Here is a 16,826-nt window from a genome sequence, read left to right on the forward strand (position 1 = left end):
TCAGATGTTTAAAAACGTATACAACTGGATTGACGAACGTCTTGATATTACGCCTATGTGGAGAGATGTAGCGGATCACGAGGTGCCAGAACACGTTAACCCTGCTCATCACTTTTCCGCATTCGTTTATTGCTTTGGCGGATTGACGTTTTTCATCACAGTCATTCAAATTTTGTCAGGTATGTTCTTAACTATGTATTACACACCTGATATTATCAATGCTTATGCAAGTGTTGATTACCTACAACATAAAGTAGCTTTCGGTGTTATCGTCAGAGGTATGCACCACTGGGGAGCTAGTTTGGTTATCGTAATGATGTTCTTACATACCCTGCGCGTGTTCTTCACAGGATCTTACAAAGCTCCACGTGAAATGAACTGGGTAGTAGGCATGCTCATTTTCTTCGTTATGTTAGGTCTTGGTTTTACGGGATACCTGCTTCCATGGGATAACAAAGCTTACTTTGCAACACAAGTAGGTATGAAAATTGCAGCAGCGGTACCATTTGCTGGACCGTACATCGAAACATTGCTGCAAGGCGGAAGCATTGTTGGTGCACAAACACTAACACGGTTCTTTGCTATTCATGTGTTCTTCCTGCCTGGCGTTCTGCTCGCTTTGCTTGCCGGACACTTCTTCATGATTCGCAAACAAGGTATTTCCGGACCGCTATAATTTAGGGAGGGGCGAATAGCGTGGCGCATGGTCATAAGTCTGATGAAAAAATCGTTTACGTAGGGGATTCCCGCGTAATTAAGAAAACGCAAGAACAACGACTCATTCCGAGAGATTACTCTGCTTACCCAGGTAAATCAGAAGCCTTCATTCCCAACTTCTTGTTGAAAGAGTGGATGGTTGGTGTCGTTGTCTTGGTCGGTATGCTAGTTCTAGTTATGTCCGACCCAGCTCCGTTAGGTTATCCAGCGGATCCTAAGAACACAGCATTTATTCCGATGCCTGACTGGTATTTCTTGTTCATGTATCAATTGCTGAAGTATCCGTACACATCGGGTGATTATGTTGTTCTTGGAGCGGTTGTAGTACCAGGTTTACTATTTGGTGGTTTGTTGCTAGCTCCATTCTTGGATACTGGCAAAGAACGCCGCTTCTATAGAAGACCAATTGCTTCAAGCCTTATGATTTTATCTTTGATCGCTTGTACATACCTAACGTACACGTCTTGGTCACATTATCAATTAGAGCTTAAAGAGAAAAACATCATTCCAGAGCACATCAAGCGTGAAGAAGAAATGCACGCGAACAAAGGTGGAGCAGCTGCTGGTAATGGCGCTAAGAATGATACAAAGAAAGCATCGATTGTTGCTGCTGATGATCCAGCTGCTGCGATTTATGCGAAAGCAACTTGTTTAGCATGTCACGGTGCACAGCTTAAAGGAATGCCAGCTTCGGGTGTACCAGCTTTGCTAGGTGTAGGCGATACGCATACGAAAGAAGATATCATGGGCATTATCAAAAATGGTAAAGGCAACATGCCTGCCATGTATAAGCCTAACATTGATAAAGGTTTGACGGATGCGGATATCGATAAACTTGCTGATTGGTTATCCAAACAAAAAACGCAATAACAATGAAACCTGATCGCGAAAGTGATCAGGTTTTTTTTGAAAAAATAAACCAGTCTACGTTTCAATATTGATATTTTTAAGGAGGAGCCTACATGTCTGTTTCCTACTTTTGGAGCAGGGACTTCTTACTTAGTAAGAAAATGCTATGGGTACTTTTCATCAGTAATTTGTTAGGGACGATTTATGGCTATGAATGGTACTGGATACAAATGGTAGATACGATTGCTGAAAGTCCAGTCTGGTATGTGATATTTGTACCGGATAGCCCTACAGCAAGCTTGTTTTTCACACTATCCGTTGGTTACTTGATCTGGGATCACGCTCGACCTAGAGCGACAACGAAGCTTTCTAAGGCCATACGCGGATTTATTGAAGCTTTCGGTCTCATCACTTCATTTAAGTATGGGATTTGGGCAGTTACGATGATCTGGGCAGGAGCCGCGCAAGGAGCAACCGTGGGCTGGGATGGTTGGATGTTAACGGCTTCGCATTTGGCAATGGCTGTGGAAGCGCTGTTATTTGTGCGCTGGTTTTCGTTTCGCATGCCGGCTATTGTCCTCGTGGGAATTTGGACCTTTTGGAATGATTTCATGGATTATGAGCGAGGGGTCTTCCCGAGGTTACAGCGTGAGCTTCATCCATATTTAGGTACAATTCAATTCTTCACGATATGCTTAAGTATTATAGGAATCTGGATTGCGATCACGTGTCTTATGGTAAGAGAGAAAAAAATGTTGAAAGCGAACACCTGATGGTCTAAAGTGGGACGAACCTCCATATGATGATGGTGAAGGAGGGGATGTCCCATGTTTTTGGGTAGAGCGGTGAGAGGGATAGCGGTGACTTTCTTACTCGGTCTTGTGCTGTGTGTACTTGTAGCTTGCGGAGCAAGCAGCCGATCAGTCGGACAAGTTAGTAAACCCATAGACCCCGCACAAGTAGAGCGGATTACATTTCTGAATCAAATTGCTGAGGAAATGTATACGTTGACGATGTCTGGACAAATTCCAGAGGCAAGAAATAAGTTAATTCAATTATCTGATCAAATTCCGAAAATCTCATTTGAAGGCATTACGTCCATTGAGGGCTTGAACGCTTTGACGGAAACAGTTACTGAGGCAAAGCGCGTATATAATGCGGTTAACTATTCGCCAACAGATGGACAAGTGGCAGTAGCCAAAATTCGACTTGCGACAGACGCACTCTCTCATAAGAATCAACCAATGTGGCTGCAATATGATAAAGTGCTGCGCAATGATAGTCAGCTGCTAAGTCAGCAAGTAAAAGCCAATAAGCAGCAGGAAGCGATCGCAGAATTTAGTAAACTCTCACAGCATATCGCTATTATTCATCCCTCACTAACGATTAGTCGAGACGCTGGATCGGTAGAGAAGTTAGATTCGATACTTGTTTTCCTTCGAACTCAAGTAAACACGAAACCAATGCCGATAAAACAGATAGAAGGCGGCATTGATCATCTGAATCAAGTGTTGGATGAACTATTTATGAAACATAAAGATGCTCTGGCCTATGTACCCCTCACGGATCCCAAACAGCCTATTATCTGGTCACTCAGTATGGGTGTCATCATAATAGGAGTCCTATCCTATGTAGGTTGGCAAATGTACCAGTCCGGCCGTCACATTGTACCTGTTAAGCAAACAAAGGAAAGTGAAAATAGATAATAAAAGTGGGTTAAGATGGCTCGGAGAGAGCTGCTTAACCCACTTTTTTGTTATTCATTTGTAGTTGTTATTGTATGGTTTTGAATCCTTCACCAATGACTTCATGTACATCCCCAACAATGATAAAGGCCCGTGGATCTACGGCATGAATGATCTCTCGCAGTTGTCTGGTTTCATGTCGATATACCACGCAATAAACCACTTCCTTGGTGTTGCCGGAATAGGCACCTCGCGCTGGGAAGAGCGTTACCCCACGATCTAAAACTTTAGTAATGGACTCTGCTAAGACACTCGGTTGTTCCGTGATGATCGTAAATGCTTTGGCAGCATAAGCCCCTTCGGATATGTAATCAATGAGGCGAGAAGTAACGAAGACGGCAACAAGGGAGTAGAGCACTTTTTCTTTTGGCAGATATAAGAAGGAAGAGCCAATCACCACAACATCAATAATGAGGATGACTTGCCCGACACTCCAACCTCTTTTTTTATGTCCGATACGAGCCAAAATGTCAGAACCGCCCGTTGTTCCTCCGAACCGGAAGACGAGCCCGAGCCCTGTCCCTAGCGTTATGCCTGCGTAGAGGGTTGCTAGGAAATAATCTTGTGTGGTGTGAAAAGGGACTAACCAGCCCATATGGATCAGCCACTCCATCACCCAAAGAAAGAACGAAAGACAAATAACACCGAAGATCGTATACAGCATGGGACCTTTGCCGAAATTACGCCATCCTAAGTAAAATAAAGGGATATTAAACAGGAGCGTAGAGATGGAAGGCGGAACATTTAACACATATTTGAGCAACAGCGATATCCCTGTTAATCCGCCTTCCATGAGTTCATTGGATATGACGAAATAATGCAAACCAAACGCATAAATAGCGGTTCCAATCAGAATGCCTACCACATTTAGAAATTGATCAGCGAACCTTTCCTTGAAAATCATGTGAATTCCTCCATGCTTAAATTACATTTGGGTGTAACAAAAAATTTGTCAACTTTTCTCGTTTAGTTTAACATAAGGAGGATAACCTTTGTGAAGATGATGGAAAGAAGGATGCCAATGTCAGAACGTTCACTAAAAGACCTGCAACAAGAGGTTGATACTTATATTTCCCAGTTCAAAGAAGGATATTTCAGTCCACTCGCCATGCTGGCAAGAATGTCAGAAGAAGTGGGTGAATTAGCACGTGAGGTGAATCATTCTTACGGTGAAAAACCAAAAAAGAGCACAGAAGCGGACAATTCAATCGAATTGGAGCTTGGTGATATTTTGTTCATCACGATCTGCTTTGCGAACTCACTAGGCATTGATCTGACTGAAGCGCATGACAAAATCATGCACAAGTTCAATACCCGCGATGCAGGGCGTTGGACTAAAATAAACACCGAAACGAAATGATCTTCATAAACTAAACCATCCCCACTAGTCGGGAAAACCGCTTATGGCAAAGGAGGATGGGCAGATGAATGGAGAAAATCAAATACAGAAAGCATACGAATCCATACTTGGGCATGATTTTGAAAAGGCCATTGAATGGTTTGAAAAAGCAATAGCTGAAGAACCAAACAATGCTGCCTATCACCACAAATTATCCATTACTTTCGCTAGAAGCAATAAACTGAGCAAAGCGGTGGAACATGCTTCAAGGGCGATTGAACTAGAACCGACGAATGAGGCGTTTCGCTTCCATTTGCAAGTGTTAAATGCACGTGAGCTGGTTGAACAAGCCAGAAGACAGCTTACGAATCAGTCGGCGCATGCAGAACGTGCTATTTTTTTACTGAAAGAAGCGATTGTACTTGATCCGCTAGCCATTGAGGCGTATCTTATTCTAGGAGAAGCCTTCGCTATGCGTAAAGATTATGCAAGAGCTTATCAAACCGTTATGGAGGCTGTACGATTGGAGCCGCATCACGAGCTTGCGAAACAACATGCCGCGATCTATCAGATTAAAATGAAGTCTGAACAGGGCCCGAGGCAAAGATAAAGGAGATCATCATATTATGGAGCGTCCAATACGCGTAGCAGTCATCGGAGCAAGTGGAAGAATGGGGCGGGAGGTAGTCAAAACCGTACTGCGTGAATCCGATATGGAGTTAGTAGCAGGGGTAAGTCGTACCTCTGGCCCGATTGATCTTGGGAAAATGGTTGGCATGGAAGAATGCGGAATTCTGATGGGTAACGATATTGAAAAAGTACTTATTGAATCCAAACCTGATGTATTAGTTGATTTTACAGGACCGCAAACAGCGGTTTCACATACAAATCTTGCGATTCGCCTAGGGATTCGCCCCGTGATGGGAACGACAGGCTTCACCCCTCAGGCTATTGCTGACTTGGACATGCTGTGCAGAGATAACAATATTGGGGGATTAATTGCACCGAACTTCTCCATTGGGGCAATCCTAATGATGAGATTTGCTGCACAAGCTTCTAAATATTTTCCACATCTTGAAATCATTGAATATCACGGTGATCAAAAACTAGATGCTCCATCCGGTACAGCTGTTAAGACCGCTGAAATGATTTCAGAAGTGCGAGAAGAAATTAAGCAAGGGAATCCGAAGGAAGAAGAAACAATTGAAGGTTCACGCGGCGGGTATTACAATGGATTCAGAATACATAGTGTACGTTTACCAGGTGTATTTGCCCAACAAGAAGTTATTATGGCAGAGCAAGGCCAAGCGCTCAAAATTCGACATGACTCTTACGATCGTGCTGCCTACATGCCAGGTGTAGCTATCGCGGTCCGTAAAGTGATGACATATACCGGAATGATTTATGGATTTGAGCATTTTATAGATTAGAGACCCCTAGGAGAGTGGAAGTCAGATGTTAAACATCGCGCTTATTGCCCATGATCGGAAAAAAGATGAGATGGTGAATTTCGTTACTGCTTATGAGCATGTTTTCGAGGGGCACAAACTATATGCAACAGGCACGACGGGTACACGCATTATGGCGAATACGAAATTAAGTATTCATCGTTTTATGTCAGGACCATTAGGCGGTGACCAGCAGATTGGTGCGATGGTTGCAGAAAATGAGATGGATTTCATCATCTTCTTACGCGATCCACTAATGGCACAACCGCACGAGCCTGATATTATCGCTTTGCTTCGCTTATGTGACGTGCAGGGGATTCCTTGCGCAACCAATATTGCGACAGCAGAACTGCTAGTGAGAGCGTTAGACCGCGGAGATTTCGCGTGGAGAGAACTCGTACATAAATATAAGCCAGGTATTGAGTAATATGAGTGAACATGTAGATATTCTCATATTTGGTGCCCACGCAGATGATGCTGAGATTGGGATGGGTGCAACCATTGCGAAACATACGGAGCGTGGACTTCGAGTTGGACTTTGTGAACTGACCTATGCCGAAATGTCTTCGAATGGTACGGTTGAAACGAGATTAGAAGAAGCCGCAGAAGCTGCCAAAATACTAGGCGTTGCAGTCCGTACGAATCTTGGATTACCAGATCGCGGTTTGTTCATCAATGCACAGAACATTGAACGCATTACACAAGAAATCAGAAAGTTTCGTCCACGTATCGTGTTCGCGCCGTATTGGCAAGATCGTCATCCCGATCATATCGCGTGTTCCATGCTTGTTCAAGAAGCTGTCTTTAATGCGAAGCTGCGCAAATATTTACCTGAAACGGAAGCAGTGAATGTGGAACAATTATTTTTCTATTTTATTAATGATGTTTACGAAGCGAATGCCATTGTAGATGTCACAGATACGTATGATAAAAAAATGGCCGCACTCCGTGCGTACCAGTCACAGTTTGTAACGGGTGCGAATTCGGTTGTGACGCCACTCACTCAAGGATATGTCGAACGCGTTGAAGCACGTGATCGAATAATGGGTCAGAGACGTCAATTGACGTACGCGGAAGGGTTTGTTTCCAAACTGCCTTTGGTGATAGCACATTTTGATTGATCGGAAAGAGGTGTGACAGATGAAAGACAAATTAAAAATTGGTATTACCTGTTATCCGACTTTAGGCGGTTCAGGAGTTGTTGCGACTGAATTAGGAAAGTTATTGGCTGAAAAAGGACACGAAGTTCACTTTATAACACATAGCATGCCTTTTCGTTTAGGCAAATTTCATAAAAATATTTTTTATCATGAAGTGGAAGTGAGTCAATATTACGTCTTCCGCTATCCGCCTTACGATCTTTCACTTGCCAGTAAATTAGCTCAGGTTGCCAAAATGGAGGAGCTTGATCTACTGCATGTGCATTATGCTATTCCGCACGCTGTATGTGCTTTGCTAGCAAAGCAAATGGTAGGTTCGAATCTCAAGGTTGTTACAACACTCCACGGTACAGATATAACGGTATTGGGGCAAGATCATTCGATCTCGGATCTCATACGTTATGCCATTAATGAAAGTGACGCTGTAACGGCTGTTTCCAAAGACTTGATTAAAGAAACACGCGAATTGCTTGCTATTGACCGTGATATTGATCTAACTTATAACTTTGTAGATAAACGGGTGTATTACCCGCGTGATATATCGAAGCTGAGAGGCGAATTCGCGCGACCGGATGAGAAAATTCTTATCCATATCTCCAATTTCAGACCTGTGAAACGCGTACAGGACGTTGTAGATATTTTCGCCAAGGTAAGTAAGGAAGTTCCGTCTCGACTTTTATTTGTTGGGGAAGGGCCGGATCTTTCGAAAATGATTTCGAAGGTAAAGGAACTTGGGCTCTCTGATAAGGTTACCTTCTGTGGGAAACAGGATGATGTGGCTCAAGTCATTTCACTTGCAGATGTGATGCTGCTTCCTTCTGAGAAAGAGAGCTTCGGTCTAGTGGCGCTAGAAGCAATGGCTTGTGGTGTACCTACTATTGGATCCAATGCGGGTGGTATTCCGGAGTTGATTACACATGGTGAAACTGGATTCTTGGCGGATGTTGGAGATACGTCTCAAATGGCTGCATATGCGATTAATTTGCTGAAAAACCAAGTGATGTACGAGCAAATGGCACAAAATTGTTTGAATCGTGCGCGTTATACGTTTTGCAATGATATTACGACGGTTCAATATGAAGAGATATATTATCGCGTGTTAGGGAGAGAGCTCCCTGAATCACACCGTATTTCAGCATCTTCCTGCCAGTAAGGATATGCGAATCGGATAGGAGAATGAAGTTGGGAGTAAGTAAGGGAATGCATGATCCAGGTGCTGCGGAGGTCTTGTCGACACTAGTGGAAGCAGGCTTCGAGGCTTATTTGGTCGGTGGTTGTGTGCGAGATGCTGTTCTTGGACGACCGATTAAAGATATTGACATCGCGACTTCAGCGTTGCCGGAGCAGGTTATTCAGCTTTTTCAGCGTACAGTACCGACGGGTCTTCAACATGGGACTGTCACCGTACTCATTGCGCAGGAAACTTATGAGGTAACCACCTTTCGCAAAGAAGCTGCGTATGAGGGCTTTCGTCGCCCAGCCTCTGTGGCATTTATTTCAGATTTAACCGAGGATTTACAACGAAGGGATTTCACAATGAACGCGATGGCCATGGATTGGGCTGGCGTTCTGCAAGATCCTTTTGGCGGCCAGGCGGATCTGGCCGCGGGTATCCTCCGATGCGTAGGCACACCGGAGGAACGGTTTGGCGAAGATGCGTTACGCATGCTTCGCTGTATTCGCTTCACCTCGAGCTACGGTTTAGAGATCGAGGAGGGTACTTGGCAAGCGCTGCTGGCGAAAGCACCATTACTGCGCCATATTGCGATGGAACGCGTCCGCAGCGAGCTGCAGCGTATGGTTGAAGGCCCAGCCCCTGCGAGGGCTGTGAGGCTAATGCTGGCGAGCGGCCTGCTGGCCTACCTCAAAAAGCAGCTGCCGCTGCCTTTTGAGGCTTGGCTCGCCTGGGACGACGCGCTGGACGTTGTCAGCGCGTTGGAGTCGCAGCATGACCGCTGGGCCATGCTGCTGATGCTCCTGGAGGTGCCAGCGGACGTTGTCCGCGAGGCGCTCCAGGAGCTGACCTTCTCCCGCGCCGACGCTGCTGCGGTCGCGGGCGTGCTTGCACTGCGCGACGCTGTCGCCGCGCAGATCGAGGGCGAGGACCCGGCTCCGCTGGAGCGGGTCTGGAAGCTTGGCGCGGTGCGCCGCGGCGAAGCCGCAGCCCGCGCGTTCTTGCGGCTGCTGCGCGAGCTGCCGCAGGTGGATGGGAAGCGCGGCGGCTTGGCGCGCTTCTTAACGGCAATCGCGCCGGAGCTGCTGCGGCGCGGGGAGGCTTGGCTGAAGGAGGTCCCCTGCTTCAGCCTGAAGGAACTCGCCATATCCGGCCAGGATGTGGCGGCAGCACTTGAGAAGCAGCCAGGCCCATGGATGGGCGTGCTGCTGCAGGATCTGCTCGAGCGAGCGGCTCTCGGGGAAATCCCGAATGAGCGCGAAGCTCTGATTTACGCCGCGCAGGCTGCGAAGTAGCAGCGCTGTGCGGTTTTTCTTTTTGAATAAATTGAATTAGAAAACAAGCGCACCCCTGTGCTACTATAGATCAAACTATAAGATTGCGAGTGAAATCGTATGAATGAACGCATTTTAGAGCTTTTTGAGGAAGCTCCTGAGACGTATGTGTCCGGAGCGGAGATCAGTCGACGGCTCGGTGTGAGCCGAACGGCCATTTGGAAGCATATTGAGGAACTGCGTGAGGAGGGCTATGCATTCGAAGCGGCTCCACGCAAAGGGTATCGTCTGCTGAGCAAACCGGCAAAATGGCGGGTTAGCGAGTTATTGAACGGAATGAGAACGAAGGTACTTGGTCAGAAAGTACATATCTATGATGAAGTCGACTCGACTCAAACGATTGCGCATCAGCTCGTCGCCTCAGGGGCGCCTGAGGGCACGATTGTGCTTGCAGAAAGGCAGACGGCAGGAAGAGGCCGAATGGGGCGCAGCTGGCATTCTCCTTCGGGTAAGGGGATCTGGATGAGTCTTATTTTGACCCCGCGTATTCCTGTATACTTCATGCCCCAGTTAACTTTGCTAAGTGCGGTTGCCCTTTGTCGAGCGATTCAAAAAGTATGCCAAGTGGAGATCGGAATCAAATGGCCGAATGATCTTCTGATTCATGGGAAGAAGGTCAGTGGCATTTTGCTGGAAAGCAGCGGTGAGGATGAACGTTTGAAATATGTCATCGCAGGTATTGGTATCAGTGTGAATTTGTCTGTAGAGGATTATCCGGAGGAACTTCGTTCGATTGCAACTTCTTTAGCGATTGAATCCGGCAGCGAAGTTTCACGCGAGGGTTTAGTACAAGCCTTCCTTTTGGAATTTGAAGAGATGTATGCTCTTTATTTGGAGAAGGGCTTTGCTCCCATTCGTCTGCTTTGGGAAGCTTTAAGTGTCACATTGAAGAGACCAATCCGGACATCAACGCCATCAGGTTTTATTGAAGGTATTGCAGATTCTCTGGATGATACGGGGGCTTTAACAGTTATATCTGCCTCAGGTGAGCGGATTAAAATTTATTCTGGTGACATTGAACTTAAGTAGTGGGAGATAAAGGGTATCCTCCAGGAGCAAGCTTTGGTATAATAGAAACAGAAGGCGGTATCCTTATAGGAACTGCACTTGTAAGTTGGGTGTCAATCTCGACAACGAAATAACGTTTGAAACAAGATGTTGGATTCTGCTCTGAGCCTTATTGGACCGAGACAGAGGGATCATTGATTCTTTCTGCATGCGTTCCTTTTAGCTCTTAGCTAAAAGGTTTTTTATTTTATATGAGGAAGCTGGGATGACTGTGGAACAACGTAAGGCGCTAACGACAGCAAAGATGAGAAAAATGAAGCAGGACGGCGTACCGATTACGATGGTGACGGCTTATGATTATCCCTCCGCACGTTTATCAGAGGAAGCTGGTATTGATGTCATTTTAGTAGGAGATTCGCTTGGGAATGTCGTGCTAGGCTATGATTCTACGTTGCCTGTTACTTTGGATGATATGGTCTATCATACGCGTGCAGCTGTGCGCGGCGCTGCGAATACGTTTGTCGTCGCGGATATGCCATTCTTAACGTACCATGGCAGCTTGGACGCTACATTGCAAGGTGTCGGGCGTTTAATGCGCGAAGGCGGCGCGAAGGCCGTTAAATTGGAAGGCGGCGCAGAAATTGCCGCGACTGTCAAAGCGATTACAGAAGCAGGTGTGCCTGTGGTTGGCCATTTGGGATTAACGCCGCAGTCCGTTCACCAATTGGGTGGCTTCCGCGTTCAAGGTCGCAGCTCAGACCAAGCAAAGAAGCTTCTGAGCGATGCTAAGGCGATCGAGGAGGCTGGCGCATTTGCAGTTGTTCTGGAACTCGTAACTGATGAATTGGCAGCATGGATCACGAAGCAGCTATCGATCCCTACAATTGGAATTGGATCTGGTGTCCATTGCGACGGGCAAGTGCTGGTGTACCACGATTTGCTTCAGTATGGTTCTGACAGTGCTCCCAGAAAGTTTGTAAAAGCTTATGCAAATGTGGGGGAAACTATCCGTACGGGTATTGGCGAATATGTGAAAGAAGTGAAGGCGCGGACGTTCCCTGCGCAAGAAAATACATTTCATATGGACAATGATGTTGTGCAATATTTATACGGCGATAAGGAGTGATTGGCGATGGAAGCGATCCATACCATGGAAGTTGTTCAAACAATTGCCGATTTGCGAGCTCGAATAAAGGCATATCGAAGGAAGAACGATCAATCAGTCGGGTTCGTGCCGACGATGGGTTTTCTACATGAGGGACACGCTAGCTTGCTGAACAAGGCACGTTCACAAAGTGGATTGGTGGTATTAAGCATTTTTGTGAATCCGCTGCAGTTTGGTCCTGGCGAAGACTTTGAACGTTATCCGCGCAATGCCGAGAAAGACTTGGCCGTAGCTGAGGCAGCTGGCGTGGACATTGTATTCATGCCATCCGTAGAGGAGATGTACCCTACACCGATACGAACGAATGTCAGTGTAGCGGAAGTTACTACTAGGCTATGTGGTGCATCACGGCCAGGCCATTTTGATGGTGTGGCTACGGTTGTAAGTAAGCTGTTTCATATGGTTCAGCCTGATCAAGCTTTCTTTGGGCTAAAAGATGCCCAACAAGTTGCGGTCATTGAGCAGATGGTTCGGGATTTGAATATTCCGGTAGAAATCGTGCCATGCCCAACCCTTCGTGAAAAGGATGGCTTGGCGATGAGTTCACGTAATGTGTATCTATCTCAGGAGGAGCGTCAACAAGCACTGGTATTGTCGCAGTCTCTGCAGAAAGCAAAGGCGTTCATCGAAAGCCAGCCACTTGATTCTTATACCTCACAAGAAGTGGAAGCTCTTGTCCGAGCACATATACAAACGGCGCCATTAGCCGTTATTGACTACGCTGAAGTGCTGTCCTACCCAACTTTAGAGCCTTTTGAACATAGCCATTCTATTTCTACTCTTATTATTGCGCTGGCTGTAAAGTTCGGGAAAACACGTTTAATTGATAATCTTATTCTACAAGTCAGGAAGTGACGTCTATGTTTCGCACAATGATGAAAGCTAAGATCCACCGCGCCACGGTTACAGAGGCGAATTTAAATTATATTGGCAGTATCACGATTGATGAGGATTTAATTGATTTAGTGGATATGCTTCCCAATGAGAAAGTGCAAATTGTGAACAACAACAATGGTGCACGTCTTGAAACTTACATTATACCGGGGCCGCGCGGCACAGGTGTCATTTGTTTAAATGGCGCAGCAGCAAGACTGGTTCAAACAGGAGATACGGTAATTATCGTTTCTTATGCCATGATGAGTGATGAAGAAGCTAAGAAGCACCACCCAACGATTGCTATTATGGGAGCGAACAACACGGTTGCTCAATTGCTGAAGGAAGAAGAGCATTCCACTGTTCTTTAAGATAGGGGTAGAACCACTTGCATGCATGAAATCGGCCTCGTTTACAAAGAATGAGGGTAAGCTTTCGAAGCAAAGGTGGGGATGCCAAATGTTTAAGCATTTATTTTCCACAATGAATGAGGTTTTGGAAGAAATCCAGAAGGAATATCCGAACAGCGATGTGGAGAAAAAAGCAGAGCTTGACGAACAACTGCAAGTGTTGAAGACGATGAGTGATGAATTCATTGAGGCGTGGCTGCTTTTTGAGGAGAAGCTGGGAAAGTTCTATGGGGCGGAGCCAGTCATCAGTACCAAAACCTTACATGACGAGCTGATGGAGCTCGATGTGTCGGGCAAGCAAACGGAGGAATTCATGCGTGGGCAAGGGTACTACAAGTTGTTCATGTATGACCAGGCGATCAAAGAATTCGAGGTGTTGATTAGGCGGCAACCGGATTTCTTATTAGCACGCGTATATTTGGCGATGGGACATTTGCGGAAAGGGGAGTTTGGAGATGCGTATCAGCACTTCAAATTCCTGCTTCCATTGACGGAAAATTCGAAGATGAAAGCTATTTCTTACAACGCCATGGGTTGTATCCAAGTGCAGAATCAGAACTTAGAGAAGGCTTTTGAGTATTTTCAAAAAGCTTATCATACCGACCCCTCTTCTATGGAGCCACTAATCAATCTAGATGAGTCCTAACGTCCTAACCCGAAACGGTAAAACAAGGTATTCCCTTTTCCTAATCAGATTTGGTATGCTAGGAGAAGTGTAGGACGAAGGGATTGAAGACAGACGTTATGAAATTTGCAGTTTTGGATTTTGAAACGACAGGAAGTCAGCCTGGGGATGAAATTATACAGGTTGGACTCGTCATCATAGATCAATTTGACATTACAGACAGGTATACTTCTCTGGTAAATCCAGGGATTAGTATACCTTCTTCGATTACAACTTTAACAGGGATTACTAATGAGATGGTTGCCGACGCACCTTCACTCGATGGGGTCATGTCAGACATGTTCCCGTTGCTGTTTGATTGCGTATTAGTCGCGCATCAAGCAGCCTTTGATTTGTCTTTCCTACAACGAGGATTAACGAGAACAGGATATCCTCCTTTCTCAGGACGTGTGCTCGATACGATGGATATGCTGCGCATTTTATTCCCATCGATTTCGAGTCTGCAACTCAGCATGGTTGCTGCCTTGTTTGGCATTGATCATGAGAGACCGCACCAAGCGGATAGTGATGCAGAAGTGACGGCTTTGATTTGGATTCAATGTTTGGATCGTTTATTAGGATTACCGCTGTTAACTGTACAAAGGTTGAACCAAATTTTCGAAAACGGTAACAACGATTTAGGCTGGTTTTTGGACGAAATTTTTTTATATAAAGAGTCAGTAATTAGTGTTGATATGGACACGAATCGCTACTTCCGTCAATTTACTTTGAATGTGACGGATTGGGGCGAAGATGAGGAACTGCGAACAGATTACGAAGTGACAGAAGCGCTAGGCGCCTCTTTTCAAGCGTTTCAGCAGGGGTTAAAATCCGCTTTGCAGCAACGATTCGAGGTCTACGAAGATCGTGAATCTCAGGACCAAATGATTCTTGAAGTAGAAAAGTCTTTGGAAGCGGATCAGCATTTGATGATCGAAGCGGGAACAGGGACAGGTAAATCTTTAGGATACTTGATCCCATCGATCTATTACGGCTTGAAATATGAGAAGAAAGTAGTCGTATCCACGCATACGATTAATTTGCAGGAGCAGCTGCGGGAGCGGGATATTCCTTTGCTAAAAGAAATTTTTCCTGTGCCCTTTAAAGCGGCTGTGCTCAAGGGCAGAAGTCATTATCTGTGCCTGCGCAAATTTGAGACAAAGTTGACCACGCGGGATTATGAAAATGGCAGGGAAGACCCAATTACGGCTGCGCAAATGGTGGTTTGGTTAAGTGAAACGGAGCATGGGGACGAAGAGGAGCTGCATTTTGGGAACAAAGGCGCTCAATTCTGGTATTCGGTTGCGAGTGATACGGACTCCTGTTTGAATCGCATGTGTCCTTGGTACAAGAAGTGCTTCTACCACCGCGCGCGTAATGATGCCAACACGGCCGATGTGATCATCACGAACCATTCCCTCCTTTTTACAGATATGAAGGCTGAGAACCGCCTTCTACCGTCTTACAAGCACCTTGTCATTGATGAGGCGCATCATTTTGAAGAAGTGGCAAGTAAGCACTTAGGTATCGAACTGCATGCTTCAGCGTTTTATCATTCCTTACTGTGGTTGTACAAGGATAATCGAAGTGGCCAGCTTCCTATGCTTCGCTTCCGATTACAGAAATCGGACGAGGCTGGGGAGCGCGCAGCAGCATGGAGCAACACGATTGATGGATTGTTTCCCAAAATCATTTCAATTAAAGAGGACTGGGAGCGATTAAGCGAAGCGCTTTACGAATTGGTCTCCTCCAGAAGCGACCCTTCACAATCAGAGAATTCGCAGTATGTACTGCGTTTGAAATCAGAAACATTGCCTGCGAATTGGCGTGAACTGCTGATTATGGAGGATAATATTTATCTGAATGCCAATGATCTGTTGCGAACATTAGATAAATTGTTGAACGAATTGAAAGAAGCGCAGGATGGTCTAGGGGTTCAAGGGCTGGTTACCGATCTGAATGGTACTGTGAAAGAATTGTATGCGCATCGTGATGCCCTGCACTTCTTCATGAAGATGGCAGATGAAGGCTATGTGTACTGGATTGAAGCGGGTACCTACGCCAAAGCCAAATCGGTTCAGCTTAACTCTGTTCCCACTGATGTAAGCAGCTTGCTGCAACAGCATTTCTTTGAAACGAAGGATAGTATCATCTTGACTTCTGCGACACTTTCGGTCAATAAATCGTTCCAATACTCGGCAGAGCAATTAGGACTCGCGATTCCAGAAGATGAAGAATCGGGCAAGTTGAAAACTGTGCAATTGCCGTCTCCATTTAATTATCGGGAACAAGCGCTTGTTGTGATTCCGCGTGATTTTCCCACGATCAAGGGAGCAGGAGATCCCGTATTCATTGATGCCCTGATCGCTTCACTCAGTGATGTTGCGCAAGTGACGAAGGGGCGTATGCTCGTGCTGTGTACGTCGAATCGGATGTTGAAGCTCGTGCATGCAGGCATGAAAGAAAAGCTGAGCCCGCATGGCATTACCGTGCTTGGACAGGGTGTGGACAGCGGCAATCGGAGTAAGCTGACACGCATGTTCCAAGACAACAAAATGTGCGTGCTGCTAGGCACAAGCTCCTTCTGGGAGGGAGTGGATATCCCTGGCGATGCGCTTAGTTGTCTAGCGATCATCCGTCTACCGTTTCAGCCGCCGAATCATCCACTCGTGGAAGCGAAGTGTGAAAATATAAAGAAGCGGAATGAAAATCCTTTCATGAAATTTTCTGTACCACAGGCCGTCATTCGGTTTAAGCAGGGCTTTGGTCGTCTTGTTCGGAGAGCGTCTGACAAAGGGATCGTTATCATCTATGATACACGTGTTATTGAAACGTATTATGGCAAGCATTTCCTCTACTCGTTGCCTGGTCCGAAGATCGAGCACATGACATGTGAACAAATGTTACCGAGGATCGAGCAGTGGATGGGAGGAGCCTAAC

At 45.9% G+C, this 16,826-nt stretch carries 18 protein-coding genes; 17 read left to right on the top strand and 1 reads right to left on the bottom strand.

The window, feature by feature from the left end; all coding sequences use genetic code 11:
* Positions 1-4 precede the first annotated feature (4 nt).
* The 4 genes from qcrB (at position 5) to J2736_RS03370 (ending at position 3,272) form a co-directional block, all read left to right on the top strand.
* On the top strand, positions 5-676 hold the full coding sequence (gene qcrB / locus J2736_RS03355; RefSeq protein WP_029193037.1) for a menaquinol-cytochrome c reductase cytochrome b subunit: 672 nt from the start codon (positions 5-7) through the stop codon (positions 674-676).
* Between the two features lie 20 nt (positions 677-696).
* A complete protein-coding gene (locus J2736_RS03360; RefSeq protein ID WP_310223523.1) occupies positions 697-1,587 on the top strand; it encodes a c-type cytochrome in 891 nt (296 codons plus the stop codon).
* Between the two features lie 92 nt (positions 1,588-1,679).
* Complete coding sequence (locus J2736_RS03365) at positions 1,680-2,339, top strand: DUF1405 domain-containing protein (RefSeq protein WP_310223525.1); 660 nt, start codon at positions 1,680-1,682, stop codon at positions 2,337-2,339.
* 54 nt (positions 2,340-2,393) lie between these two features.
* Positions 2,394-3,272, top strand: coding sequence for a sporulation protein YpjB (locus J2736_RS03370; RefSeq protein ID WP_310223527.1), 879 nt, complete (start codon positions 2,394-2,396; stop codon positions 3,270-3,272).
* 67 nt (positions 3,273-3,339) lie between these two features.
* Here the strand turns inward: J2736_RS03370 and J2736_RS03375 are convergent, their stop codons facing one another.
* Positions 3,340-4,215 carry a YitT family protein gene (locus tag J2736_RS03375; RefSeq protein WP_310223529.1) on the bottom strand — a complete coding sequence of 292 codons (876 nt, stop codon included), beginning with the start codon at positions 4,213-4,215 and terminating at the stop codon, positions 3,340-3,342.
* Between the two features lie 117 nt (positions 4,216-4,332).
* On the opposite strand from J2736_RS03375, the gene J2736_RS03380 reads away from it, so the two are divergent.
* From J2736_RS03380 to dinG, 13 genes are all read left to right on the top strand, one after another.
* Positions 4,333-4,671, top strand: a complete 339-nt coding sequence (locus J2736_RS03380; RefSeq protein WP_310225182.1) for a nucleotide pyrophosphohydrolase — start codon at positions 4,333-4,335, stop codon at positions 4,669-4,671.
* A gap of 64 nt (positions 4,672-4,735) precedes the next feature.
* Positions 4,736-5,260 carry a hypothetical protein gene (locus J2736_RS03385; protein ID WP_310223531.1) on the top strand — a complete coding sequence of 175 codons (525 nt, stop codon included), beginning with the start codon at positions 4,736-4,738 and terminating at the stop codon, positions 5,258-5,260.
* 16 nt (positions 5,261-5,276) lie between these two features.
* Entirely contained in the window at positions 5,277-6,080 is an 804-nt protein-coding gene (gene dapB / locus J2736_RS03390; RefSeq protein WP_310223533.1) for a 4-hydroxy-tetrahydrodipicolinate reductase, read from the top strand.
* 25 nt (positions 6,081-6,105) lie between these two features.
* Positions 6,106-6,525 (top strand): methylglyoxal synthase, encoded by a 420-nt coding sequence (locus tag J2736_RS03395; RefSeq protein WP_310223535.1) that lies wholly within the window; start codon positions 6,106-6,108, stop codon positions 6,523-6,525.
* A 1-nt stretch (position 6,526) separates the two neighbouring features.
* Positions 6,527-7,219, top strand: coding sequence for a bacillithiol biosynthesis deacetylase BshB1 (bshB1, locus tag J2736_RS03400; protein ID WP_310223537.1), 693 nt, complete (start codon positions 6,527-6,529; stop codon positions 7,217-7,219).
* Positions 7,220-7,238: 19 nt separating this feature from the next.
* The gene (gene bshA / locus J2736_RS03405) at positions 7,239-8,411 is read left to right on the top strand and encodes an N-acetyl-alpha-D-glucosaminyl L-malate synthase BshA (protein ID WP_310223539.1); all 1,173 of its coding nucleotides are present in this window, start codon (positions 7,239-7,241) and stop codon (positions 8,409-8,411) included.
* Positions 8,412-8,458: 47 nt separating this feature from the next.
* A complete protein-coding gene (locus J2736_RS03410) occupies positions 8,459-9,727 on the top strand; it encodes a CCA tRNA nucleotidyltransferase (RefSeq protein WP_310223541.1) in 1,269 nt (422 codons plus the stop codon).
* Between the two features lie 99 nt (positions 9,728-9,826).
* Positions 9,827-10,795, top strand: a complete 969-nt coding sequence (locus J2736_RS03415; protein WP_310223543.1) for a biotin--[acetyl-CoA-carboxylase] ligase — start codon at positions 9,827-9,829, stop codon at positions 10,793-10,795.
* A 244-nt stretch (positions 10,796-11,039) separates the two neighbouring features.
* On the top strand, positions 11,040-11,900 hold the full coding sequence (gene panB / locus J2736_RS03420) for a 3-methyl-2-oxobutanoate hydroxymethyltransferase (protein WP_310223545.1): 861 nt from the start codon (positions 11,040-11,042) through the stop codon (positions 11,898-11,900).
* A 24-nt stretch (positions 11,901-11,924) separates the two neighbouring features.
* Entirely contained in the window at positions 11,925-12,794 is an 870-nt protein-coding gene (gene panC, locus J2736_RS03425) for a pantoate--beta-alanine ligase (RefSeq protein ID WP_310225184.1), read from the top strand.
* A gap of 5 nt (positions 12,795-12,799) precedes the next feature.
* Positions 12,800-13,183 (top strand): aspartate 1-decarboxylase, encoded by a 384-nt coding sequence (panD, locus tag J2736_RS03430; protein WP_310223547.1) that lies wholly within the window; start codon positions 12,800-12,802, stop codon positions 13,181-13,183.
* An 88-nt stretch (positions 13,184-13,271) separates the two neighbouring features.
* Positions 13,272-13,868 carry a tetratricopeptide repeat protein gene (locus J2736_RS03435; RefSeq protein ID WP_310223548.1) on the top strand — a complete coding sequence of 199 codons (597 nt, stop codon included), beginning with the start codon at positions 13,272-13,274 and terminating at the stop codon, positions 13,866-13,868.
* 98 nt (positions 13,869-13,966) lie between these two features.
* Positions 13,967-16,825 (top strand): ATP-dependent DNA helicase DinG, encoded by a 2,859-nt coding sequence (dinG, locus tag J2736_RS03440; protein WP_310223550.1) that lies wholly within the window; start codon positions 13,967-13,969, stop codon positions 16,823-16,825.
* Position 16,826: the final 1 nt, after the last annotated feature.

Source organism: Paenibacillus qinlingensis, assembly GCF_031455095.1.
GTDB classification, from domain to species: Bacteria; Bacillota; Bacilli; order Paenibacillales; family NBRC-103111; genus Paenibacillus_E; species Paenibacillus_E qinlingensis_A.